The organism is Corynebacterium sp. zg-331 (assembly GCF_014267345.1).
Lineage (GTDB): Bacteria > Actinomycetota > Actinomycetes > Mycobacteriales > Mycobacteriaceae > Corynebacterium.
On the sequence record NZ_JACMYD010000004.1, the window covers coordinates 22,265 to 46,376 of the forward strand.

The window sequence follows — 24,112 nt, forward strand, 5'->3', positions numbered from 1 at the left end:
ATTCTGGCGGTTAAGCCCCTTCTGCTTCTAGGAACCGACGCCACAGCGGCCATTCGCGGGCCGATTGCAGGGCCCCGCGGTCGAAGGAACCCTGCAGCTTGTCCGGGTTGAGTTCGGTGGAAGCCACGAGCCTTCCGGTGGGGAAGAAGAGGTAGGCGCGTCCCTGTTTCTCTAGCTCCAACAGTCGGGCCATGGTGCGGTTATAGCGGGTATGGCGGGTAATCAATCGCTCGGCCACCACGGGGTAATTACTCAGTAGGTTGCGCAGCAGCCCGGGGCGCTTGATGGGCGCCTTGGCGTAGCCGCGCGGGTGGGTGAGTACCACGAAGAAGCGGGTGTAGCCGTCGTTCTCCGCTGCGTCGAGGGGGATACCGCCGGAGGGACCGAGCGCGCCATCCACGTAGGGCACGCCGTCGATGTTGGGCAGGGGCATGAGCAGCGGCAGGGTCGAGGAGGCCCGAACCTTGGCGAGGAGGGACTCGGAGTCGGTGACATCCTCGTGCCCCCAGTACACGCTGCGCCCGGTGTGTGCCTGGACGGCCCCGATGCGGAAGTCCGCGGGATGGGAGGCGATGGCCTCGTAGTCGAGAGGGCCGGGCAGGTTGAGGCTGGGGGCGCGGCCGTAGATGTATTCCGCGTTGAAGTAACCGCGGCCGCGCAGGAGGGAACTCAGCCCGCCGAAGTGGGGGTCGGAGGCAAAATCTACGAAGTTGTGGCGGGCGCGTTCCCGCTCGCCGGATAGATAGTTCACGGTGTGGGTGGCCCCGGCGGAGATTCCGCCCACCCAGCCAAAACGCACGTCCTCGGCCAAGAGCCTGTCTATCACCGCGGCGGTATAAGAGGCGCGCATTCCCCCGCCCTCCAGGACGAGTGCGGTCTGAGGCGCATCGATCGTCATGGTGCCACGGTACCCGTTCGCGCGGGCATACGTGGTGGCGTACCGGGCAGCCGCGCCAGGATGGGGCGCGGAGGGGAGGGTACATTGCCCTGTATGACCACTTCCACGGCTCGGGTGAGCACCGAGCGTTCCGGGCGCTACGCCAAGCAACTGGCCGATCACTTTGGCCGCACGATCACCGCGCACTGGGACGAGAGCACCGGCCAGGGGGCGTTGATTTTTGACGATCCCGAGCGGCCGGTACGCGGCGAGGTATCCCTGGTCGCGGGGCAGGGGATGCTCCTCATGCACGCGGAGTGCGAGAGCGAGGAGGCCTGCGCCACGATGGAGCGAGTGGTGGGCATCCATCTGGTGCGCTTTGGTCGCAAGGATGCCCTGGTGGTGCGGTGGCGGCGGTCCGGGGGCCGGGCCGGCAGCGAGTGGACGGTGGGGGATCTGGATGAGCCGGGGAGGTGCCCTAGGATAGGCGCAGAAGAAAAGAACACGGGTGCCCGGCGTCAGTACCGGGCTGAGATGCCGACCGCGGGTGGCAAACCGTAGAACCTGATCCGGTTAATACCGGCGCTAGGGAGGATGCAAAACATGGCAAAAAACGCGCGGGCACGCTCGCCGCAGTGGCGCGTGGTGGATATCGTGGTGGCCGCCGTTTTGGGCCTGGCCTGCGGGCTGGTGTTCGTGGTGTGGAATTCCGCGGGCTTGCTGTGGTTGGAGGCCATGGATGCCCTCACGCCGGGTTTGGGGGGCTTGGCCACGGGAATATGGCTGATCGGCGGGGTCATCGGCGGCCTGGTGATCCGCAAGCCGGGCGCGGCGCTGTTCACCGAGGTGCTGGCGGCGGTGGCGTCCATGTTGCTGGGCAGCCAGTGGGGGGTGTCCACCGTGTATTCCGGTATCGCACAAGGGTTGGGCGCGGAAGCGGTCTTTGCGCTCTTTTTCTACCGCTCCTTGAGGCTTCCCACCGCCATGCTGGCGGGCGTGGGCGCGGGGATCGGGGCGTTCATCCTGGAGCTTTTCACTGCGGGACACCTTGCCCGCTCCCTGGAATATAACGCGATTTACCTCGGCTGCCTGATCGTTTCCGGGGCGGTGCTGGCCGGTGCCCTGGGCTACGCCCTGGTCACGGCCCTGGCGCGCACGGGGGCACTCGATCGCTTTGCCGCCGGGAGGGAGGCGCGCGCCGCCGCATGACGATGCAGGCGCCAGACACCGCTCGGCGGGGTGCGATCCGGGCTCGGGGCTTCGGCTGGCGCCACGCCACCCGCGCGCAACCCGCTCTCAGCGGCATCGACCTGGACATTGCCCCCGGCGAACGGGTGATCCTCACCGGGGACTCCGGGGCGGGCAAGTCCACCCTCCTGGGGGCGATCGCCGGGCTGCTGGGCGGCGAAGAGGAGGGCGAGGCCGCGGGCAGCCTTGAGGTCGATGGGGTGGTGGGGATGGTGCTCCAGGACCCGGATTCTCAGGTCATTGCCAGCCGCGTGGGCGACGACGTGGCCTTCGGCTGCGAGAACCTGGGCGTGCCGCACGGTGAGATCTGGCCTAGGGTGCGCCGGGCGCTGGATCTGGTGGGTCTGGGCTTGCCACTAGAGACTCCCACCCGCTATCTTTCCGGGGGACAGAAGCAGCGCCTGGCCCTGGCCGGGGTGGCGGCGATGGGGGCGCACATCGTGCTCCTCGACGAACCCACAGCCAACCTCGATCCGCGGGGTTGCCGCGAGGTGCGTGAGGCCGTCGAGACGCTGGTGGCGCGCACCGGTGCCACCCTGGTGATCGTGGAACACCGCCCCGAGCTGTGGCGCGACCTGGCCACCCGCTGCCTGCACCTGGGCCGCGAGGGCCTGCTCGAGATCACTCCGGAGCAGTGGCCGCCGCGCCCTTTATTGCCCCCCGCGCAGCCGCAGCGCGCCAGCGAAGGAGACGTGTTGTTGCGCACCGAGGGGGTGATCACGGCGGCGGGCCTCACCCCGGATCTGCGCCTGCCTCGGGCCGCCTCCACCGTGATCACCGGCCCCAATGGGGTGGGCAAGACGCAGCTGGCCATGGTGCTCGGCGGGCTGGACGCCCCGCGCGCCGGGCGCGTCCGCCCCCACCCTGACCTCGCCCGGGGGCTGGACACCCCGCCGCATCGCTGGCGTTCGCAGGATCTCGCGCGGCGCATCGGCACGGTATTTCAAAACCCCGAGCACCAATTCGTGGCCCGCACGGTAGCAGACGATCTGCTCGTGGGCGGCTCGGCCGAGCGAGCGGAGGAGCTCATGGCGCGGCTGCGGCTGAGCCACCTACGCGGGGCGAACCCCTACACCCTGTCCGGAGGAGAAAAGCGTCGGCTCTCCGTGGCCACGGCGTTGATGGGGCACCCCGCGCTGCTGGTGCTCGACGAGCCCACCTTCGGGCAGGACACCGCCACCTTTGCCGAGCTCGCCCTGCTGCTGCGCGAGTGCACCGAGCGGGGTACCACGGTCGTGTCCATCACGCACGATGCGGACTTCGTGGCCACCTTGGGCGATCAGCACGTGCGCATGGCGCCACTCGAGGAGGAGCACCCATGAACCTGCTGCGCGGGGTCAATCCCGTGACCCGCCTGGGCGCGATGATGCTCGCCACCACGCCGCTGCTGCTCAGCCTGGATGCGTTCTCCGCCCTCGTGGCCATCGCACTGACGTGCGTGCTCTCCCCGATGTGCGGGCTGGGCTGGGGCGCGTTGGTGCGCCGGAGCCTGCCGCTGCTGCTGGTCGCACCGATCGCCGGGGTCTCCATGCTGCTCTACGGCCGTCCCGGTGGGCGGGAGTACTTCTCCTTCCTCGCCATCCATATCACCGATAATTCGATTGCGCTCAGCCTCGCCATCGTGCTGCGGGTGCTGGCCCTTGGGCTGCCGGTCATCGTCCTGTCCGCCCGCGTCGATCCCACGGATCTGGGCGATGGTCTAGCCCAGGTGGCGCGCCTGCCCGCGCGCTTCGTTATTGCCTCGGTGGCGGCGATTCGCCTGCTGGCCCTGGTGCGCGACGACGCCGCCTCCCTGCGTCGGGCCCGCCGGGCCCGCGGGGTGGCCGATCGTGGTCGGATTCGCGGGACCTTTTCCTTGTTCTTCGGGCTGCTGGTGTCCTCGTTGCGCCGAGGCACCAAGCTCGCCGTGGCGATGGAGGCCCGGGGCTTCGGGCGCGCGGGCGTGCAGCGCACCTGGGCGCGCCCCTCCACGGTGGGTCGGCGCGACGCGATGGTTCTGCTGACGTGGGCGTTGTTGCCCGTCCTCGCGCTCGGCTGCGCCTGGGCGGCGGGCACATTTCGCCTGCTGGGGGTGGCATGATTCGCACCTGGCTCATCGACGGCCCTTCGGGGGCGGGCAAGACCACGTATGCCGAGGCACTCGCGCGCCGCCTGGGGCACCGAGTGGTGCATTTAGATGACTTTTACCCGGGTTGGGACGGCCTGGCCGCCGGGGCGCGCATGGTGGCTGAGCACGTGCTGCACCCGAGTGCGCCGGGGTATCGCCGCTGGGATTGGGAGAGGGATCGCCCCGGTGAGTGGGTGACGCTGCCGGTGGGAGCGCCGCTCATCGTCGAGGGGGTGGGGGCGATCACGGAGGCCTCGGTGGCGGCGGCGCGGCATCGGGGCGGGGTGCATACCGTGGTGATCAGCGCCCCGGAGTCGGTGCGCCGCGCCCGCGCCCTGGCGCGCGATCCTTTCTATGAGCCGTGGTGGCAGACCTGGGCGCGCCAGGAGCGCGAGCATTTTGCGACCACGGTGCACATCACGCCCGACGAGAGGAGAGAACATGGATAGCGAGGCGGTCATTCGGATTGCGGCCGTGGTGCTGCGCAATGGGAAGGGGAAGGTGCTCACGGTGCGCAAACGCGGCACGAACTCCTTCATGTTTCCCGGAGGAAAAAGAGAGCCGGGGGAGCGGCCGCGGGAGACGGCGCGCCGCGAGATCAACGAGGAATTGGGTCTGACTTTGTGCGCGGAGGATTTGATCTTCCTGGGCACGATGACCGCCCCGGCGGCCAACGAGCCGGGCCATACCGTGGAGTGCGCGGTATTCGATTGGCGGGGCGTGTTGCCCGAGCTGCCCCAGGTGCGCGCGGAGATCGCGGAGGCGCGATTTTATGACCCCTCGTCCCGCGCGGCGGAGATCGCGCCCTTGACGCGGGACGTGGTGTTTCCCCTCCTGTTAACCACCTAGCAGGAGGATGCGGGTGTATTAGTCTTCACAGACTATGCTGTCTGAAAAGCGCGAAGGAGACAGCATGGTTCGATCACGGATCATCGCCCTGCTGGTGGCGATGAGCATGGCCGCGGGCGGATTAGCCGCCTGCGGCACCGACGACCCCACCGATTACGTCACGGCCAACGGCTCGGAACCTCAAAATCCCCTGATACCCGGCATGACCAACGAGAACGGCGGGGGCAGGGTTATCGACCTGATTTATTCCGGTCTGGTGGCCTACGATGCCCAGGGACGGCCCTATAACGAGGTGGCGGAGTCCATCGAGTCCGAGGATGGCAAGCACTACACCATCCGGCTGAAGGAGACCTTCTTTGCCGATGGCACCCCGGTCAAGGCTCAGAACTTCGTGCGGGCCTGGAATTACGTGGTGGAACACTCCCAAACCCTGGAATACGCCTTCGAGGGCATCGAGGGCTACGAGGAGGGCATCGCGGAGCTCCCCGGCGTCCGGGCGGTGGACGATCGTACCCTGACCGTGGCCCTCAAGGAGGTGCAACGGGATTTCCCCACCCAGCTGGGCTACCAGGCGTATTTCCCGCTGCCGGACGTGGCCTTCGACGACATGGAGGCTTTCGGTAACAAACCCGTGGGCAATGGCCCCTACCGGGTAAACGAGTGGACGCATTACGACAACATCACGCTTCTGCCGAATACCGAGTATCGCGGCGCCCGCGAGGCCGCCAACGACGGCGTGAAGTTCCTCTTCTACGCCTCCCTGGATGCGGGCTACGCGGACCTATTGGCCAATAACCTCGACGTTTTGGATGCGCTCCCGGATTCCGCCTTCGCCACCTATGAGGAGGAGCTTGAGGGCCGCTCGGTTAATCAACCGGCCGCGGTATTCCAGGGATTCGTCATCCCGGAGCGCCTGGAGCACTTCTCCGGCGAGGAGGGGGATCTGCGCCGCCGCGCGATCTCGCGGGCCATCAACCGCGAGCAGATCACGGACCTCATTTTCGAGGGGACGCGCACCCCTGCCACGGACTTCGCCTCGCCCACGGTGCCCGGTCACTCCGATCACCTCCCGGGGGCGGAGGTACTGGATTACGACCCGCGGGAGGCCCGTCGGCTGTGGGCGCAGGCGGACGCATTGTCCCCGTGGAGCGGGGAGTTCACCATCGGGTATAACTCCGACGGCGGCCATCAGGCCTGGGTGGATGCCGTGACCAACCAGCTGCGCAACACCCTGGGCATCGAGGCCCTGGGCAAGCCCTACCCGGATTTCAAGTCCCTGCGCGACGACGTGAACAAGCGCACCACCAGCGGGGCCTTCCGGTCCGGTTGGCAAGCCGATACCCCCGTGCTCAGCGACTTCCTGGTGGCCCCGTTCACCACCACCGGCGGTTCCAACGACGGCGATTACTCCAACGCCGAGGTGGATCGGCAGGTGGTTTTGGGCAAGGCCGCCGTCACACCGGAGGAGGCGAACGAGCACTACAACCTGGCCCAGGAGGAATTACTGAAGGATCTGCCCTCCATTCCGCTGTGGTATTCCAACACCGTGGGCGGCCATAGCTCCAGGGTGGGCGAGGTCGTCTTTGCCTGGACGGGGATGCCGGTGCTCAACAAGGTGAGGAAGGTGGCCTCATGATGCGCTACGTGGGCCGTCGCCTGCTCCAGATGATTCCCGTGTTCCTCGGCGCCACCTTCCTGCTGTACGCCCTGGTGTTCCTCATGCCGGGTGACCCCGTGGCAGCCCTGGGCGGGGACCGAGGTCTGAGCGATTCCGCCCGTCAGGCGATCGAGGAGCGGTATCACCTGGACAAACCCTTCTTGGTGCAGTACCTGCTCTACCTCAAGGGGATCTTTAGCCTTGACTTTGGCACCACCTTTTCCGGTCAGCCCGTCTCGGAGGTCATGGCCCGGGCCTTCCCGGTGACCATTGTGCTGGCGATGATGGCCCTGGCCTTTGAGGCGGTGTTCGGCGTGCTCTTTGGCGTCATCGCCGGGGTGCGCAAGGGCGGCATCTTCGACTCCACGGTGCTGGTGCTCTCCCTGCTGGTCATCGCGGTGCCCTCCTTCGTCATCGGCTTTGTGCTGCAGTTCCTGGTGGGGGTGAAATGGGAGCTGTTGCCGGCCACGGTGGGCAGCAACGAGTCTCCGGTCGCTCTCGTCCTGCCGGCGGTGGTCCTGGGCTCCCTCTCTTTCGCCTACGTGTTGCGGCTGACCCGTCAATCGATCAGCGAGAATCTCCAGGCTGATTACGTGCGTACCGCCAAAGCCAAGGGACTCTCGGCGCGCCGGGTGATGACGCATCATGTGCTGCGTAACTCGTTGATCCCGGTGGTGACCTTCCTCGGCGCGGACCTGGGGGCGCTGATGGGCGGCGCGATTGTCACCGAGGGGATCTTTGGCATCAACGGCGTGGGCGGCGCGATCTATCAGGCCATTCTCAAGGGGGAGCCCAGCACCGTGGTTTCCATTGCTACGGTGCTGGTGATCGTCTATATCCTGGCCAATCTGCTGGTGGACATCCTGTATGCCGTGCTTGATCCGAGGATTCGCTATGTCTAACTACCCCCATCAAGAGCATGTCGTGGCCGAGGAGCAGGCCCCCGAGTCTCGGCCGGAGTCCGAAGAGCGGAAAAACGGTGCTCCCGCCTCCCAGTGGGTGGTGGCCTGGCACCAGTTATGCCGCCGCTCCATGTTTTGGGTCAGCGCGGTGTTGATCCTCGGCGCGGTGTTGACGGCCGCCTTCCCGCAGCTGTTGAGCTCCGCCGATCCCCGCTCCTGCGATCTGGCCCGTTCCCTGGCCGGGCCGGAATCCGGTCATCCCTTTGGCTTCGATCGTCAGGGCTGCGACATCTATGCCCGCACCATCTACGGCGCTCGCGCCTCGGTGACGGTGGGGCTCCTCACCACCGTCCTGGTGGTGTGCATCGGCACCACGGTGGGGGCGGTGGCGGGCTACTTCGGTGGGGTCCTCGATGCGGTGCTATCCCGGCTCACGGACGTGTTCTTTGCGGTGCCGCTGGTACTGGCGGCCATCGTGGTGATGCAGATGTTCCGCGATCACCGCACCATCCTCACCGTGGTGATCGTGCTGGGGTTGTTCGGTTGGACGAGCATTGCGCGGATCACTCGAGGCGCGGTGATGAGCGTCAAGAACGAGGAATACGTCACCGCCGCCCGTGCGATGGGCCAGCCAGGGTGGAAGACCCTCATCACCCACATCGTGCCGAACTCCGCCGCTCCCATCATCGTCTACGCGACGGTGGCCCTGGGCACCTTTATCGTGGCGGAGGCCACGCTTTCCTTCCTGGGCATTGGTCTGCCCTCTACGGTGGTGTCCTGGGGTGGCGACATCTCTGCGGCCCAGGCCAGTCTGCGCACCAAACCAATGGTGCTGTTTTACCCCGCGGCGGCCCTGGCACTGACCGTCTTGAGTTTCATCATGATGGGCGACGTCGTGCGCGACGCCCTGGAACCGAAGGCGAGGAAGCGATGAGTACCGCGACCACCCCCCAACCGCTCCTGCAGATCAGCGATGTACGGATCACCTTCGACTCCGCCGCCGGCCCCGTCCACGCCGTCAAGGGCGCCAACCTGACCGTGTACCCGGGCCAGGCCGTGGCCATCGTGGGCGAATCTGGCTCCGGTAAGTCCACCACCGCCATGTCCGCGATGGGTCTGTTGTCTCCGAACGCGCGCATCACCGAGGGTACCGTGCGCTTCGATGGTGTCGACGTCACCCGCTACACGGAGAAACAGTGGCAGCGGCTCCGCGGCCGGGAAATCGGACTGGTGCCCCAAGACCCGATGAGCAACCTCAACCCCGTGTGGCGCGTGGGACGCCAGATCGAGGAGATCCCCGGCAATCACGACGTGGTGGCCCTGCTGGAGGAAGCGGGCCTGACCGACGCCGCCCGCCGGGCCCGTCAGTTTCCCCACGAGTACTCCGGTGGTATGCGCCAGCGCGCGCTTATCGCCATGGGACTGGCTTCTCGTCCCAGGCTGCTTATCGCCGACGAGCCCACCTCCGCCCTGGACGTGACCGTGCAAAAGCTCATCCTGGATCACCTGGAGAAGCTGACCGCAGAGCTCGGCACCGCCGTGCTTTTTATTACCCATGACCTGGGGCTGGCCGCCGAGCGCGCCGAGCACCTCGTGGTGATGAGTGGCGGGCGCGTGGTGGAATCCGGGCCCAGCCGTGAGATCCTTACTAACCCGCAGCACTCCTATACCCGGCGCCTGGTGGAGGCCGCTCCCGCCGTGGGAACCCCCGGAACGCCTCGACAGCGCTCGAATCACGAGCGGGTGATCAGCGTGGAGAACCTGACGAAGGACTTTGGCAAGAACCGCGCCGTGGACGACGTCTCCTTCTACGTGCGCACCGGCACTACCACGGCCGTGGTGGGGGAGTCCGGTTCTGGCAAGTCCACCGTGGCAAACATGATTCTGGGTCTGCTCCAGCCCACCTCGGGGGTCGTGCGTTACAAGGGAAAGAACCTCGATGAGCTTTCGCGCCAAGAGAAGTTCGAGATGCGCCGCCGCATGCAGGTGGTGTTCCAGAATCCCTACGGTTCCTTAGACCCCATGTACTCGATTCAGCGGTGCATCGAGGAACCGATGAAGATCCATGGCATAGGCCGCAAGCAGCGGGCCAGCAGGGTGGGAGAACTTCTCGATATGGTGGCTATGCCGAGGTCGGTGGCGCGCCGCTACCCCAATGAACTTTCCGGCGGGCAGCGCCAGCGCATCGCCATTGCGCGGGCGCTGGCGCTGGATCCCGAGGTGATTGTGCTGGACGAGGCGGTCTCCGCCCTGGACGTGGTGGTGCAGGATCAGGTGCTAAGGCTCCTGGGGAACCTGCAGGAGGAGCTGGGCCTTTCCTATCTCTTTATCACCCACGATCTCGCCGTGGTGCGGCACACCGCCGACGACGTGGTGGTCATGCGCGGCGGCAGGATCGTGGAACGAGGCGACACCGAGAGGGTCTTCCGTTGTCCCGAGCAGGAGTACACGCGCAATCTCATCGATGCCGTGCCCGGTTGGGGGTAGATCGATGGAGGGGATCGCCATAGCCGTGGCCGTGATGACCAGGGAGCAACCTGCCTCTTCTTGACGGGAACAGCAATTCCGGAACGGGAGGGGAAGAGGACCGAGAGAAGCGCCCTGCCGACCACGGTGTAGGAACCGGTCGGCAGGGCGCTTGTTCGGCTCGTCGTGCGGAGCGTGGCGCTAGGCGATGCCTTCGCGCTGCTTGAACTCGCGGCGGCGGGCGTGCAGGATCGGTTCGGTATACCCGGCGGGGGATTCCGTTCCCTTGAGGATCAGATCCTTGGCGGCCTGGAAGGCAAGGGAATAGTCATAGTCCCGCGACATAGGCAGATAGGCGGCGTCGCCCTCGTTCTGCTTGTCCACCACCACGGCCATGCGCTGGAGAGAATCCACCACCTGCTCCTCGGTGATGACTCCGTGGCGCAGCCAGTTGGCCAGCAGCTGGGAGGAGATGCGCAGCGTGGCGCGATCCTCCATGAGGTCCACGTTGTGGATGTCGGGAACCTTGGAGCAGCCGATGCCCTGCTCCACCCAGCGCACCACGTAGCCCAGGATGGACTGGCAGTTGTTGTCCACCTCTTCCGCGATTTCCGCCGCGGACCACGAGGGGTTCTGTGCCACCGGGACGGTGAGCAGATCGGCGAAGGTATCGCGGCGGCCCACAGTCACGAGTCGCTGCTGCACCGCACGAACGTCCACCTTGTGATAGTGGGTGGCGTGCAGCGTGGCGGCGGTAGGGGAGGGCACCCAGGCGGTATTGGCGCCCTCGTGCAGCTGGCCAATCTTGTTTTCCACCATCTCCGCCATCATTTCGGTCTTGGCCCACATGCCCTTGCCGATCTGGGCGCGCCCGGATAGCCCGCGCTCCAGCCCGGCGTCCACGTTGTTGTCCTCATAGGCTTGCTTCCACGGAGCGGTTTGCATGTCGGCCTTGCGCACCATCGCCCCGGCTTCCATGGAGGTGTGGATTTCGTCGCCGGTACGGTCGAGGAAGCCGGTGTTGATGAAGGCCAGGCGGTGGGTAACGGCTTGGATGCAGGCGTCGAGGTTGGCGGAGGTGCGTCGCTCCTCGTCCATCACACCGACCTTGAGCGTATTGGGCTTTAGGCCCAGCAGCTGCTCGACGCGGCTGAAGAGTTCGTCGGTGAAGGCGACCTCCTGCGGTCCGTGCTGCTTGGGCTTGACGATATAGATGGAGCCGGTCACGGTGTTGCGCAGGGGATTGTCCTTGCGGGTTCCCGGGATGGCGCAGGCCGCGGTGATCACGGCATCCATGATGCCCTCGTAGATCTCCTTGCCGTCGATGAGGATCGCCGGGTTGGTCATCAGGTGTCCCACGTTGCGCACCAACAGGGTGGAACGCCCCTTAAGTACGGTCTGCGAGCCGGTACGCGAGATGTAGGTACGATCCGGATTCAGCGCGCGGGTGAAGGTCTTATCGCCTTTGGTCACCTCCTCCTTGAGGGTGCCGGTATTGAGGCCGAACCAGTTGCGGTAGCCCAGGGTCTTATCGGTGGCATCCACCGCGGCCACGGAGTCCTCGAAATCGATGATGGTGGAGGTGGCGGCCTCGAGGACGATGTTTTCCACCCCGGCGAGGTCCGTCTTGCCCACCGGGGAGGTGGGGTTAATGCGGATGTCGATGTGCAGGCCGTTGTTGTACAGGATGATGGAGGAGGGATCGCCGAAGTCCCCCACGAATCCCTTGTACGCCTTGGGGTTCTTCAACGGGATGCACTCGCCGTCCACGCGGGCGCACAGGCTACCGCGCACCACGCTGTAGCTCTCCACGTCGGCGTGGCTGGCACCGTCGAGCGGCACGACCTCGTCGAGGAAGGCCCGGCCCCAGGCGATGACGCGGGAGCCGCGCACCGGGTTATAAGGACCCGAGCGCTGCGCGCCGTTGTCCTCGGGGATGACGTCGGTGCCGTAGAGGGCGTCGTAGAGCGAGCCCCAGCGTGCATTGGTGGCGTTGAGGGCAAAGCGGGCGTTGAGCACGGGCACCACTAGCTGGGGGCCGGCGATCTCGGAGAACTCGGGGTCGGTGTCGTCGGTGCGGATCTCGGCCTTCTCGGGCACGGGTTCCAGGTAACCGATGGACCGCAGGAACTCCTCGTGCTCCTTCGGGTCCGGCCGGCCGGGGTGGGTGCGGAAGTAGTCGTCGAGCTGGCGTTGCAGCTCCTCGCGGCGTGCCAAGAGTTCCTTGTTGCGTGGGGTAAGGTCCGCCACGATGGCTGCGAATCCCTGCCAGAACTCCTCCGCGTCCAGCCCGATTTCGGGCAGTACTTCTTCGACGAGGAAGTCGTAAAGGACACGGGCAACGTCCATTCCGGCGACCTGGACGCGGTCGTCCTGCGTGCTAAGAGCCGTGGTCGTGGGCATCGGGGAACTCCTCAATGATCTGGCGAACGAATGGAACAGCGACGTGATTGCCGCTTGGGGGATCATCGTATGTGCGTGGCGTCACTATGGAAAGCGGCTCGGGGATTTTTTCCTCGGGCTACCCCCGGTCCGATCGGGAACGGGGAGTGCGGGCGGCGGGGGTAAAGCGACAGCTTTCTGGAGGGATACTATGCCGCCTGACGGGCGGTTTTGTGATCTGTGGCGCGGGGTGGCGCGGGGGTAATATGGGGCGCTGGAACTAACATCATTCGGCTCTTTCTCTTCTGTTCTGCTACCCCCGTTGCGAAAAATATTGACCGGAATCATTGACGCGGGCCCTTGATCCTGCCATTCTGTGAATCACGCCACCAGATGTGGTGTGAAGGGTTCGCCTCTCAAAGTCATGGCGAGGCGTGCCCGGCAGTACCCCGCTTTTCAAGACCGACGAAGGAAGTTGGTGTGATTATGACCGCTACCGGCCAGGCCCGTACAACCGAAGAAATTCAGAAGGATTGGGATGAAAACCCCAGGTGGTCTGCGATTCAGCGCGACTACACGGCTGAGCAGGTAGCCAAGCTCCAGGGTACCGTGGTGGAGGAGCACACCCTGGCGCGTCGCGGTGCCGAAATCCTCTGGGAGGGCATCAACAAGGGTGGCGGCGAGTACATCAACGCCCTCGGCGCGCTCACCGGTAACCAGGCCGTGCAGCAGGTGCGCGCGGGCCTGAAGGCCGTGTACCTCTCCGGCTGGCAGGTCGCGGGCGACGCGAACCTTTCCGGCCACACCTACCCGGACCAGTCCCTGTATCCGGCCAACTCCGTGCCCCAGGTGGTGCGTCGCATCAACAACGCCCTCCTGCGCGCGGACGAGATCGCCCGTGTGGAGGGCGACGACTCCGTGGATAACTGGCTCGTCCCCGTGGTCGCGGACGCCGAGGCGGGCTTCGGCGGCGCCCTCAACGTCTATGAGCTGCAGAAAGCCATGATCGCCGCGGGCGCGGGCGGCACCCACTGGGAGGACCAGCTCGCCTCCGAGAAGAAGTGTGGTCACCTGGGCGGCAAGGTGCTCATCCCCACCCAGCAGCACATCCGCACCCTCTCCTCGGCCCGCCTGGCGGCCGACGTCGCCAACGTGCCCACCGTGATCGTGGCCCGCACCGACGCCGAGGCTGCCACGCTGCTGACCTCCGACGTGGACGAGCGCGACCACGAGTTCCTCACCGGCGAGCGTTCCGCCGAGGGCTACTACTACGTCAAGAACGGCCTGGAGCCCTGCATCGCCCGTGCCAAGAGCTTCGCCCCCTATGCCGACCTGATCTGGATGGAGACCGGTACCCCGGATCTGGAGCTGGCCAAGAAGTTCGCCGAGGGCGTGCGCTCCGAGTACCCGGATCAGCTCCTGGCCTACAACTGCTCGCCCTCCTTCAACTGGTCTGCGCACCTGGAGGCGGACGAGATCGCCAAGTTCCAGAAGGAACTCGGCGCCATGGGCTTCGTGTTCCAGTTCATCACGTTGGCCGGTTTCCACGCCCTGAACTACTCCATGTTCGATCTCGCCCACGGTTACGCCCGCAACGGCATGACCTCGTTCGTGGACCTGCAGAACCGGGAGTTCGAGGCGGCCAAGGAGCGCGGCTTTACCGCCGTCAAGCACCAGCGCGAGGTCGGTGCGGGCTACTTCGATGCCATCGCTACCACGGTGGATCCGAACTCCTCTACCACCGCCCTCAAGGGTTCCACGGAGGAGGGACAGTTCCACTAGTCCATGAGGCGGCGGGCCGCGATTGGCCTTGTGCCGTGGTCATGATGTGTGACGGTGTATGACCAGTGCGTGGGCGGCAATCGCCGCCCACGCACTGAGTTGCTTTGAGGACGCCAGACGCGAGAAAGAAGAAGACATGACGCAGTTCATTCCCACCGCCGATCTGGTGGATATCATCGGCGAATCCGTGCGCAGCTGCGATACGCAGTTGCGCACTATCGGTGGCCGCACGCAATTTTGCGGCAGAATCACCACGATTCGCTGCTTCCAGGACAACGCCTTGGTCAAGCGGATCCTCAACGAGGAGGGGGAGGGGGGCGTGTTGGTCATCGACGGCGATGCCTCCGTGCACACCGCGCTCGTGGGCGATCTCATCGCCGCCGCGGGGCGAGATCACCACTGGTCCGGCGTGATCGTCTATGGGGCGGTGCGCGATTCCGCGGTCATCGCCCAGCTGGACTTCGGCTGCAAGGCCCTGGGTACCAACCCGCGTAAGTCCAGTAAGGACGGCACAGGCGAGCGCGACGTCACCGTGCACTTCGGTGGCGTGGACTTTGTGCCCGGCCACTACGTCTATGCGGATGCGGACGGGGTGGTAGTCACGGAGAAGCCTATTATTCCCCCGCAGGAGTAAGCCGTACCTCCGGGGCCCAGGTGAGCGTCACCCCCTGGGCCTTAAGCCACTCCTCGGGATTCTCGCCGTGGCGGCTGCTCCCGGCCACCGCGGCGACGGTGGCGCGCATAGCCAGCTCGGCCTCCGCAGAACCGATGAGCCCAGCGTGGGCAGCGGCGGCGAGTTCGTCGAGGTCGAGTACTTCCACGGGGGCGGGTGGATTGCTCACCAGATCCACGTAGAGATCCCGGGTACGCCACAGACCGCCTTGGCGGGTGATAGCGGCGACGTCGATGTAGAGGTGCTGCCGAGTTTCTACACCGGGGCGGAAGTGAAAGATATTAGCGCGCAGATTCCAGGCCGGCAGCAGCCAGGACTCCAGGTAACCGAAGCGGGGGTGATCGGCCCCGCGGGCCATATACAGGCCAAAATCGGTGACGCGAAAGCGATCCACGCGGCGCGGGAATCCCTTGGGATCGACGTTGACGCTGGTCTGAAGATCGAAGGTTTCCTGCTTGATGGGATGGAGATCCGTCGTCATAGCGCGTGCTTCGGCGGTGCTTCGCGAGCGGGGCGCGGGTTGTTCACGATCCCGGCGGTGGGGGCGTAGGAGCAGGTGCCCTCCTGGGTCTTCACGGAGCCGGTAATCACGGCCACGATGGTGCCCGTTCCCGTATCGGCGGTGCCGGATAGGGTGGCTGGTCCTTGTGGGTTGATGCCGTGGTTGCCCAGCGGCGTCGTTCCTGCAGTCAGAGTGGTGAGGTTGAACCAGTGCACGGCCATGTTCTTTTGTTCTGCGGCGGCCGCGGCGGTGCCCAGGCCGGTGAACAGGAAGGTGGTCTGGCCCTCGCTCGCGCCGGGAGCGGGGATCTGCGCCGGGCCGGGTACCCCGATGGCGGTGCCCACGGAATTAAGCTGGCCTCCGATGCAGTTTCCGGCCACGGTGGGCCAGTAGAACTGGGCGAAGTGGGGGGCATCGTCGGGCAGGGCCACCGCCCCCTTGGAGTCGGCGGTTCCCTCGTAGAAATCGGCGGCCGCGCGGATCGCGGAGGCGAGGTCCGCGGGCAACCAGGGTTGAGCGGCGAAGCTGCGGGCCTGCTGCACCTGCTGTTGGCTCGGGAGAAAGAGGGGCCCCTCCGGTAGCGGCGGCACGGGGAGGGTGAGCGCCCCGGCGGTGGGGGCACCCAAGGCGAGACCGAGTGCGGCGATTGCGCCGGTGAGACCGGCGGCAAGGCGGCGACGGGGGAGCGACACGAGGCGGAAACCTTCCGGTGGGGAAATCAACTATTGTCACTCTAGTATCGCGATGGCCGTTTGTCTCCCCTGGGGTGAGTGCGGGCGAGGAGTGGGATCAAGCGCCCCGGTGATGAGGGCCGAACGTGACGTGCGTCGGTGCCGCGCAGGGAGTAACCTTTCTTCAGTTCACCAATTTCCCTTTTGTGCTAGGAGTACCCCCGTAGTGAGCCACCCAGAGTTCCGTAACGTCGCCATCGTCGCGCACGTGGATCACGGCAAGACCACCCTTGTTAATGCCATGCTGGAGCAGTCCGGCGTCTTTGGCGAGCATGAGGAGGTCGCCGATCGCGTGATGGACTCCGGCGATCTGGAAAAGGAAAAGGGCATCACCATCCTGGCCAAGAACACCGCCATCCGCCGCAAGGGCTTGGGGAAGGACGGCGACGACCTCATCATCAACGTCATCGATACCCCCGGTCACGCGGACTTTGGTGGCGAGGTGGAGCGCGCGCTGTCCATGGTGGACGGGGTGGTGCTGTTGGTGGATGCCTCCGAGGGACCACTGCCGCAGACCCGCTTCGTGCTGGGCAAGGCGTTAGCGGCCACAATGCCCGTGATTATCCTGGTGAATAAGACCGACCGCCCGGACGCCCGGATCGATGCCGTGGTGGAAGAATCCCAGGATCTGTTGCTGGAGCTGGCGGCGGGCTTGGATGACCCGGAGGCCGCCGCCGCGGCCGAGCAGCTGCTCGATCTGCCGGTGCTCTATGCCTCCGGCCGAGAGGGCAAGGCCTCCACCGTTAATCCTGGCGATGGCAACGTCCCGGATGCTGAGGACCTTCAGGCGCTCTTCGACGTGATCTACGACGTGCTGCCCGAGCCTACTGCTACCCTGGATGGCCCGCTGCAGGCCCACGTGACCAACCTGGATTCCTCGTCCTTCCTGGGACGCATCGGCCTGGTGCGCATTCACTCCGGCGCCCTCAAGAAAGGGCAGCGGGTGGCCTGGATCCATTACGACGAGGAGGGCAACCAGCACGTTAAGGACGTCAAGATCGCGGAGCTGCTGCGCACCGAGGGCGTCAATCGCGTGCCCACCGACGAGGTGATCGCCGGGGACATTGCGGCGGTGTCCGGCATCGACGACATCATGATCGGCGATACGCTGACGGATCTGGACAATCCAGTGGCCCTGCCAAGGATCACCGTGGACGAGCCGGCGATCTCCATGACCATCGGCGTGAATACCTCGCCCATGGCGGGCCGCGGCGGCGGGGATAAGCTCACCGCCCGTCTGGTCAAGGCGCGCCTGGACCAAGAACTCATCGGTAACGTGTCCATCCGCGTGTTGCCCACCGAGCGCCCCGATGCCTGGGAGGTGCAGGGTCGCGGCGAGATGGCGCTGTCCGTGCTGGTGGAGACCATGCGCCGCGAGGGCTTCGAGCTGACCGTGGGCAAGCCGCAGGTGGTCACCCAGACCATCGACGGCAAGCTCCACGAGCCCTACGAGATCATGGTGATCGATATTCCCGCCGAGCACCAGGGCGCGGTCACCCAGCTCATGGCGGCACGCAAGGGGCAGATGCAGGCGATGGACACCACGCCGGGCTCGGACTGGATCCGCATGGAGTACCGCGTTCCCGCTCGTGGCCTGATCGGCTTCCGCACCACCTTCATGACGGAGACACGCGGCACCGGCATCGCCAACTCCTATTCCGACGGCATGGATCTCTGGGCGGGGGAGATCAAGGATCGTCCCAATGGCTCCCTGGTGGCGGATCGTTCCGGGCAGGTCACCGCCTACGCCCTGACGCAGCTGGCGGATCGCGGTGATTTCTTCGTGGAGCCGGGTGCGGAGACCTACGAGGGCATGGTCGTGGGGGCTAATAACCGGGACGAGGACATGGACATCAACATCACCAAGGAGAAGAAGCTGACGAACATGCGCTCGGCCACCGCCGACGCTACCGTCACGCTCGCCAAGGCGCGCACGCTTTCCCTGGACGAGGCGATGGAGTTCTGCGGCAGCGACGAGTGCGTGGAGGTAACCCCCGACGTGTTGCGCGTGCGCAAGGTGGTGCTCGGCGCCACGGAGCGTGGCCGCGCCCGCGCCCGCGAGAAGGCGCGCAACAAGTAGCGTTGGGCCTGGGTGCGCTAGCCTGGTTGTGCGTGAGCCTCGTGAATAAACACAAGCGTGCGGTGGCAGCCTCGGTGATGGCGTGTGTGCTCGCGGGCTGCGCGGCTAACCCCAGCCCGCCCCCGGTGGAGGACGTCCGCGAGGCGACCACCACCGCCGCTCCATCCCGTTCCGCGCGGGAGGAACCCGCGCGGACGTCGTTGAGCGTGGGGATCGATCCCCTGCGCAATGGTTTTAACCCGCACCTCCTGACGGACTCCACTCCTTTCGTGGAGGCCTTGGCCGACCTGGTATTGCCCTCCGTCTTTGTGGCCGGTGCGCCCAATCCGGATCTGGTGGTCTCCGCAGAGCAGATCGAGCCCGCCGCGCCGGGGGCGGCGCAGACGGTGCGCTACGTGCTCACCTCGGAGTCCCAGTGGTCCGACGGCACCCCGGTCGGCGGTAACGACTTCGTGTATCTCTGGCAGTCCATGCGCACCACGCCGGGGGTGCTCGGGGAGGCGGGTTATCGGGCGATCGCGGATGTGCGCATTACCGGAGGCGGTAAGACCGTGGAGGTGGACTTCTCCCAGCCGGTAGCCCAGTGGCAGGGGCTGTTTAGCCACCTCTTGCCCGCGCACCTCATGCAGGGCAAAGATTTTGCGCGCGGAATGCGCGAGACCATTCCGGCCTCGGCGGGGCGCTACATGGTGCGCGCGGTGGATCGCGCCCGAGGCACGGTGGAACTCAGCCGCAACGATCGATTCTGGGGCAGCGACCCGGCGGCGACCGAGCTGCTGATCTTCCGCCCCGTGCGCGGCACCACCGAGGGGGCCGATCAGCTGCGCAGCCAGCAACTGAGCTACCTGGACATCACTCCGGCGGAAACCTCCGTTCAGGCATTCTCCCTGGTGCCGGGAAGCCGCTTGCACACCACGGATACGGGCCGGGAGTTAGCGCTCACCGCCTCCGTGGACTCGCCCACCCTCGGTGATGTCGCCCTGCGCGAGACGCTGTTCGGGCTGATCGACGTCCCAGCCCTGGCCCGCCTGGCGGCGGGGCGCAGCGCGGACGTGGCGGTGCCGGAGCACCGGGTGCCGGAAGTAGCCGAGGAGAAGATCGAATTACTCCGGCAGCGCGCGGCGGCCCAGCCGTTGCGCCTGGCTGCGGACCCCACCGATGGCGTGGCCGCGGCCGCTGTGCGCGGCCTGGCCGATAGTCTGGTGCGGCTGGGGGTACCGGCCCATGCAGTCAACATGGATCTTGACGAGGTCGCGGCGCGGGGCCTTGGCGAGGGCGAGGTGGACGCCGTGGTATCGTGGCGCGCTGCGCAGCCGGATGGGCTGGAGGCCGCCGGCAGGTACGCCTGCCCGGAAGGGGTGGCGCGCGGGAGTAACCTCTCGGGGTACTGCTCCCCACGGACCCAGGACGTGGTCAATGCCGTGCTGGCGGGTCGGGAATCCCCCGAGGTTCTGCGCGCGGTGGAGGATAACGAACACCTCAGCGTGCCCTTGTTGCGGGAAACGCACCTGATGGTGGCGGGGCCCGAGGTAGACGGCTTGCCCGAGGCTCCTGAGCAGTGGCAGGGGTTGGCAACGGCGGCCCGGTGGACGAAGCGATGAGGAGGACGCGAGTGGATGTCTTGCGGGGAAAGAGCGTGGTGGCGGTGCACGCCCACCCAGATGATGAGGCGATCTGGACGGGTGGGGCCTTGGCCCGGCTGGCCCGCCTGGGCGCAGAGGTGACTGTGGTCACCTGCACGCTGGGGGAGCACGGCGAGGTGATCGGCCGCCCCTACGGAAACCTGGTGGCCGAGCGGGCGGATCAGCTCGGCGGGTTCCGCATCGCAGAGCTGCGCGAATCCCTGGCGCGCCTGGGGGTACGGGGGGAGTTTTTGGGCGCCGCAGGAAAATATCGGGACTCCGGGATGGCGGGCACCCCGGCCGCGGCGCACCCGCGGGCCTTTACCGCCTCCGGCGACGACGCGGTGGACGACCTCGTGGGGATCCTGGAACGACTGCGCCCCGACCTACTCATGACCTACGGCCCCGATGGCGGCTACGGACACCCGGATCATATTCGCGCTCACCAGATCGCCCATGCTGCGACCCGTCGGGTTCCGGTACCGGGTATCGCGTGGGCCGTGACCCTGGACTCGGAGCTTCAGGCGGGCCTGGCCGCCATCGAGACCATTCCCTCGGGATGGCGTCGGCCCCGACCCGGGGAGATCGCGGCGGTGGATCGCGCGGAGGTGGCGCTCACGTTGACGGCGGGGGAGATGGCCGCCAAGGCCGCGGCCATGCGCGCGCACGCCACCCAGTTGTGGCTGGCCGACGGCTCCGTGAGCGAGACCAACCCGTGCGCGGCCTATGCCACGGTGCGACACCCTGGCCCGGCCGCGCACGTTTTTGCTCTCTCCAACCTCATTGCCCAGCCCCTGACGTGGCGGGAGCACTACGCGGTGGGGTGCGGTGAGATCGCCCTCGGGGGTCGGCGCTGGTGGGAAGATGATGGTCGATGAGTGATCGACGCTTCACCCGCACCGATTTCTCCTGCGGCGAGGCGGCCCTGGGGTTGTTCTGGCTAGCGCTGGGCGCGCTGCTCTCGGTGGTCCTCGAAGTGATCTACCTGGGTACCTGGATCGCGCTGCCCGGCGGGGCCAGGGTGGCCTTTCCTTATACGATACTGGTGGCCTTTGCCTTCAACCGGGTGCTCAGCCGCACGGCGCTCTTGTGGACGCGCAATGCCGCGGTGGCCGGGATACCCCTGTGGACGTGGTTGCTGGGCTACGTCGCCCTGACCGCATGGGTGGCCATGAGCGGGGATCAGCTGGTGGGGAATAATATTCGCAGCATCGCGCTGCTCATCGCGGGAATGGCCGGAGGCGGTTGGCCGCTGGTGCTGCGGAGGTGACATACTAGGCAGTTGTCACTGCTTTCCGGCGTTGCCCCTGGCGGAGCAGCGCCTGTTTCCCGTAACTGGAGTACCCGATACACGATGACTTATACGATCGCACAGCCCTGTGTGGATGTCATGGACCGCGCCTGCGTGGAGGAGTGCCCGGTGGATTGCATTTACGAGGGCAAGCGCTCCCTGTACATCCACCCCGATGAATGCGTCGATTGCGGTGCCTGCGAGCCGGCCTGCCCGGTGGAGGCCATCTTCTATGAGGACGACGTGCCCGACGAGTGGCTGGATTACAACGACGCCAACGCGGCCTTTTTTGACGACCTCGGCTCTCCGGGCGGGGCGCAAAAGCTGGGACCGCAAGACTTTGATGCCCCGCTGATCGCCGCCCTCCCGCCGCAAAACGCCGATTAATCTGCCCACAAGAAAAGGCCCGCCATGACCCGTATTCCGCTTGGAACCACCCTGCCCGACTTCCCCTGGGACACCCTGGTTCCCGCCAAGCAGAAAGCCGCCGAGCACCCCGAGGGGATCGTGAACCTCTCCGTTGGGTCCCCCGTGGACGAGGTGGCCCCGGGGATTCAGCTGGCCCTGGCGGAGTCCGCGGCCTACCCGGGCTACCCTCAGACCGTCGGCACCCCGCGGCTGCGGCGGGCCATCGTGGACTCCGTCGTGCGCCGCTATGGGGCGATGGGTCTCAGCGAGTCCGCCGTGTTGCCCGTCGTGGGCACCAAGGAGGCCATCGCCTGGCTTCCCACGGCCCTGGGGCTTGGCGAGCGGGACGTGGTGGTGATCCCGGAGCTGGCCTATCCCACCTACGAGGTGGCCGCGCGCCTGGCGGGATGCCCGACGGTGCGTACCGATTCCACGGTGGCCCTCGGCCCGCAGACACCGGGCCTGTTTTTCCTCAACTCCCCGTCTAACCCTACCGGCAGGGTGCTGGGGGTGGAGCACCTGCGCAAGGTGGTGCAGTGGGCTCGCGAGCGCAACGTCATCGTGGCCTCCGACGAATGCTACCTGGGCCTGGGATGGGACGATGCCCACCGACCGCTGTCCATCCTGCACCCCGAAGTGTGCGATGGCGATCACCGTAACCTGCTAGCGATTCACTCCTTGTCCAAGACCTCCAACCTTGCCGGCTACCGCGCCGGGTTCCTGGCGGGGGATGAAAGCCTGATCGGGGAACTGACCCTCGTGCGTAAGCACGCGGGCCTCATTGTGCCCCATCCCATCCAGGCAGCGATGACCGCGGCCCTGGAAGAAGACGCCCAGGAGCAGATGCAGAAGATGCGCTACGCCTCCCGTCGTGCCGTGCTGCTGCGTGCGCTTTCTCAGGCGGGCTTTACTATCGAACATTCCCAGGCCGGGCTCTACCTTTGGGCCACGCGGGGGGAGGACTGCTGGGATACCGTGGACTGGCTGGCCGAGCGGGGAATTGTGGTGGCCCCTGGTTCCTTCTACGGCCCGGCGGGGCAACGCCACGTGCGAATATCGCTCACCGCCACCGACGAACGCATCGAGGCCGCCGCGGCCAGGCTAGGTGCCTGAGTCTTCAGCGGCTAGAATGGGTCGGTCAGTATTTCTTGTGGAATCGAGGCCCGATCGCAGTGCATCTAGGTAGTCCCTCCGGGCGTCTTTCCCGGAACGTCCAGCAATTTCTTACCTTCGGGATCATCGGTGGCTCCGGTACGTTGGTGAACTTGGCGGTCACCGCGATGTCGAAGAAGGTCGCCGGGTGGACGGCGGGGATCTCTGAACACGATGCCTTCCTCAACCTGTTGGGTACGCAGTTTCACATTCGTTGGTTCCATATCTTCATGGTGATTGGGTTTCTCTTCGCCAACACCTGGAACTACCAGCTCAACCGGGTGTGGACGTTTCGGTCGGTGCGCACCGAGGGCTGGTGGCGCGGTTTCTTTCCCTTCCTCCTCACGGGCCTGAGCGCCCTGGTGGTCAGCAGCATCGTGGCCACTTTCTTGATGAATCCCGCCTCCCCGATCGCACTGCCCACCGAGGTCTTTGACGATTCGACGGGCCTGCGCACCAAGTTCTACTGGGCTACGGCGATCTCCATCGTGGTGGCCATGCCGGTGAACTTCGTGCTCAACAAGATCTGGACTTTCCGCGGCAGGCCTCCGGCGGTTGCCGTGGTGGCCGAGCAGGAACCTGTCGCCCGGGTTTAGGCATCCTCCCCGATTCGACGGTCGAGGGCGCGCCTGTCCTTCTCACGGCGGGCCTCGGAGTACGTGTAGGCGCTATAGGCTCCGGCTAATCCACCGAGCATGGGAACGATGAACGAGAACCAGTCTTTGGGCGTGCCAGCGTTGTGGAAGATACCCGTTGCATATGACGATGAAGATGAATACCGCCGCGATGCACTCCGGCGTGCTGTTGCGCTGATAGCGCGGGCGGGGCGTGGTGCGGCGCAACCAATGCAGACCTCCGAGTGGGGAGAACAGGGCGGGCAGGAGAGCCACGAGGCTGAGATAGGCGTGATCCCCGGGGAGGAGCCACGCGAGGGTGGCGGTGATGGTCAAAGATAGCCAGTAGCTATAGGCCAGCGATACCGTCGAGGCCTTGTGTAGCATGGCACGCTCGAATTCGTCGTCAACGAGCCGTTCCTGACGGCGGATCACGTAATCTGCATAGCTCATGAGGGGGGCTCCTGTTTGGAGGAGGGTGGGGTATCGGGGTTGCCGAAGACGTGCTCGACGGTGCGGTGGAGCTCGCTACAGATCGCCATGGCCAGGTGCACCGAGGGGGAATAGTTGCCCCGCTCGATGTTGGCGATGGTTTACCGCGAGACCCCCATGCGCTGGGCGAGCTCGGCCTGGGAAAGCTCGTTCCAGCGGCGATACTTGCGCACCAGGTTTGCGGGCAGGTCCGTCACGTTTGCGCCTCCTTAATCTAGTTTATGAGGCAGATTGTAAAATGTTCTTGTCTATGTATCTAGATTTCTTTCCTATGTGA

General features: G+C 66.0%; 23 protein-coding genes, 2 pseudogenes and 1 riboswitch. Of the genes and pseudogenes, 19 read left to right on the forward strand and 6 right to left on the reverse strand.

Features of this window, described 5'->3' with window-relative positions; translation table 11 throughout:
• Window positions 1–10: 10 nt before the first annotated feature.
• Complete coding sequence (locus tag H7347_RS05955) at window positions 11–898, reverse strand: patatin family protein (RefSeq protein WP_152822250.1); 888 nt, start codon at window positions 896–898, stop codon at window positions 11–13.
• 93 nt (window positions 899–991) lie between these two features.
• Between H7347_RS05955 and H7347_RS05960 the strand changes: the two are divergent.
• The 10 genes and pseudogenes from H7347_RS05960 to H7347_RS06005 form a co-directional block, all read left to right on the forward strand.
• Window positions 992–1,279: pseudogene (locus tag H7347_RS05960) on the forward strand (DUF2218 domain-containing protein); the annotation flags it as partial.
• Window positions 1,280–1,371: 92 nt separating this feature from the next.
• Window positions 1,372–1,487, forward strand: a riboswitch (TPP riboswitch).
• Window positions 1,472–2,086: an ECF transporter S component gene (locus tag H7347_RS05965; protein WP_152822252.1), complete on the forward strand. Its 615-nt coding sequence runs from the start codon at window positions 1,472–1,474 to the stop codon at window positions 2,084–2,086. (Overlaps the previous riboswitch by 16 nt.)
• Entirely contained in the window at window positions 2,083–3,447 is a 1,365-nt protein-coding gene (locus H7347_RS05970; RefSeq protein ID WP_227659037.1) for an ABC transporter ATP-binding protein, read from the forward strand. The genes H7347_RS05965 and H7347_RS05970 overlap by 4 nt, the downstream gene beginning before the upstream one ends.
• On the forward strand, window positions 3,444–4,205 hold the full coding sequence (locus tag H7347_RS05975) for an energy-coupling factor transporter transmembrane protein EcfT (protein ID WP_152822254.1): 762 nt from the start codon (window positions 3,444–3,446) through the stop codon (window positions 4,203–4,205). The genes H7347_RS05970 and H7347_RS05975 overlap by 4 nt, the downstream gene beginning before the upstream one ends.
• Window positions 4,202–4,681: a (d)CMP kinase gene (locus tag H7347_RS05980; protein WP_152822256.1), complete on the forward strand. Its 480-nt coding sequence runs from the start codon at window positions 4,202–4,204 to the stop codon at window positions 4,679–4,681. The genes H7347_RS05975 and H7347_RS05980 overlap by 4 nt, the downstream gene beginning before the upstream one ends.
• Window positions 4,674–5,081, forward strand: a complete 408-nt coding sequence (locus H7347_RS05985; RefSeq protein ID WP_152822258.1) for an NUDIX domain-containing protein — start codon at window positions 4,674–4,676, stop codon at window positions 5,079–5,081. The genes H7347_RS05980 and H7347_RS05985 overlap by 8 nt, the downstream gene beginning before the upstream one ends.
• 64 nt (window positions 5,082–5,145) lie before the next feature.
• Complete coding sequence (locus tag H7347_RS05990) at window positions 5,146–6,717, forward strand: ABC transporter substrate-binding protein (protein WP_152822260.1); 1,572 nt, start codon at window positions 5,146–5,148, stop codon at window positions 6,715–6,717.
• Window positions 6,714–7,640 (forward strand): ABC transporter permease, encoded by a 927-nt coding sequence (locus H7347_RS05995; protein WP_152822262.1) that lies wholly within the window; start codon window positions 6,714–6,716, stop codon window positions 7,638–7,640. The genes H7347_RS05990 and H7347_RS05995 overlap by 4 nt, the downstream gene beginning before the upstream one ends.
• The gene (locus H7347_RS06000) at window positions 7,633–8,574 is read left to right on the forward strand and encodes an ABC transporter permease (protein ID WP_186337316.1); all 942 of its coding nucleotides are present in this window, start codon (window positions 7,633–7,635) and stop codon (window positions 8,572–8,574) included. Before H7347_RS05995 ends, H7347_RS06000 begins: the two co-directional genes overlap by 8 nt.
• Window positions 8,571–10,127: an ABC transporter ATP-binding protein gene (locus H7347_RS06005; protein ID WP_152822265.1), complete on the forward strand. Its 1,557-nt coding sequence runs from the start codon at window positions 8,571–8,573 to the stop codon at window positions 10,125–10,127. Before H7347_RS06000 ends, H7347_RS06005 begins: the two co-directional genes overlap by 4 nt.
• A 180-nt stretch (window positions 10,128–10,307) precedes the next feature.
• On the opposite strand, the gene glcB is transcribed toward H7347_RS06005, so the two are convergent.
• Window positions 10,308–12,509 carry a malate synthase G gene (gene glcB, locus H7347_RS06010; protein ID WP_152822267.1) on the reverse strand — a complete coding sequence of 734 codons (2,202 nt, stop codon included), beginning with the start codon at window positions 12,507–12,509 and terminating at the stop codon, window positions 10,308–10,310.
• Between the two features lie 465 nt (window positions 12,510–12,974).
• Here glcB and aceA point away from each other — a divergent pair, with 465 nt between their 5' ends.
• Together aceA and rraA are read left to right on the forward strand one after the other, a co-directional pair.
• Window positions 12,975–14,270, forward strand: coding sequence for an isocitrate lyase (aceA, locus tag H7347_RS06015; RefSeq protein WP_152822268.1), 1,296 nt, complete (start codon window positions 12,975–12,977; stop codon window positions 14,268–14,270).
• Window positions 14,271–14,406: 136 nt separating this feature from the next.
• Window positions 14,407–14,904, forward strand: coding sequence for a ribonuclease E activity regulator RraA (gene rraA / locus H7347_RS06020; RefSeq protein ID WP_152822598.1), 498 nt, complete (start codon window positions 14,407–14,409; stop codon window positions 14,902–14,904).
• Here rraA and H7347_RS06025 read toward each other — a convergent pair.
• Window positions 14,885–15,424 carry a DUF402 domain-containing protein gene (locus H7347_RS06025; protein ID WP_152822270.1) on the reverse strand — a complete coding sequence of 180 codons (540 nt, stop codon included), beginning with the start codon at window positions 15,422–15,424 and terminating at the stop codon, window positions 14,885–14,887. The two genes, rraA and H7347_RS06025, sit on opposite strands and share 20 nt — an antisense overlap.
• Window positions 15,421–16,137, reverse strand: coding sequence for a hypothetical protein (locus H7347_RS06030; RefSeq protein ID WP_186337317.1), 717 nt, complete (start codon window positions 16,135–16,137; stop codon window positions 15,421–15,423). The genes H7347_RS06025 and H7347_RS06030 overlap by 4 nt, the downstream gene beginning before the upstream one ends.
• 205 nt (window positions 16,138–16,342) lie before the next feature.
• Here H7347_RS06030 and typA point away from each other — a divergent pair, with 205 nt between their 5' ends.
• The 7 genes from typA to H7347_RS06065 all read left to right on the forward strand — a co-directional run bounded on the left by typA (window position 16,343) and on the right by H7347_RS06065 (window position 23,325).
• On the forward strand, window positions 16,343–18,256 hold the full coding sequence (typA, locus tag H7347_RS06035; protein WP_186337318.1) for a translational GTPase TypA: 1,914 nt from the start codon (window positions 16,343–16,345) through the stop codon (window positions 18,254–18,256).
• Window positions 18,257–18,288: 32 nt separating this feature from the next.
• Entirely contained in the window at window positions 18,289–19,857 is a 1,569-nt protein-coding gene (locus H7347_RS06040) for an ABC transporter family substrate-binding protein (RefSeq protein WP_152822274.1), read from the forward strand.
• The gene (mshB, locus tag H7347_RS06045) at window positions 19,854–20,756 is read left to right on the forward strand and encodes an N-acetyl-1-D-myo-inositol-2-amino-2-deoxy-alpha-D-glucopyranoside deacetylase (RefSeq protein ID WP_152822277.1); all 903 of its coding nucleotides are present in this window, start codon (window positions 19,854–19,856) and stop codon (window positions 20,754–20,756) included. Before H7347_RS06040 ends, mshB begins: the two co-directional genes overlap by 4 nt.
• Window positions 20,753–21,148, forward strand: coding sequence for a hypothetical protein (locus tag H7347_RS06050; RefSeq protein WP_152822279.1), 396 nt, complete (start codon window positions 20,753–20,755; stop codon window positions 21,146–21,148). Before mshB ends, H7347_RS06050 begins: the two co-directional genes overlap by 4 nt.
• Window positions 21,149–21,232: 84 nt before the next feature.
• A complete protein-coding gene (fdxA, locus tag H7347_RS06055; RefSeq protein WP_152822281.1) occupies window positions 21,233–21,556 on the forward strand; it encodes a ferredoxin in 324 nt (107 codons plus the stop codon).
• A gap of 24 nt (window positions 21,557–21,580) precedes the next feature.
• Window positions 21,581–22,690 carry a succinyldiaminopimelate transaminase gene (gene dapC, locus H7347_RS06060; RefSeq protein ID WP_152822283.1) on the forward strand — a complete coding sequence of 370 codons (1,110 nt, stop codon included), beginning with the start codon at window positions 21,581–21,583 and terminating at the stop codon, window positions 22,688–22,690.
• A gap of 59 nt (window positions 22,691–22,749) precedes the next feature.
• Window positions 22,750–23,325 (forward strand): GtrA family protein, encoded by a 576-nt coding sequence (locus H7347_RS06065; RefSeq protein WP_186337319.1) that lies wholly within the window; start codon window positions 22,750–22,752, stop codon window positions 23,323–23,325.
• 72 nt (window positions 23,326–23,397) lie between these two features.
• On the opposite strand, the gene H7347_RS06070 is transcribed toward H7347_RS06065, so the two are convergent.
• Entirely contained in the window at window positions 23,398–23,796 is a 399-nt protein-coding gene (locus tag H7347_RS06070; RefSeq protein WP_152822285.1) for a hypothetical protein, read from the reverse strand.
• A pseudogene (locus tag H7347_RS06075) lies at window positions 23,793–24,032 on the reverse strand (helix-turn-helix transcriptional regulator). Before H7347_RS06075 ends, H7347_RS06070 begins: the two are co-directional and overlap by 4 nt.
• Window positions 24,033–24,112: the final 80 nt, after the last annotated feature.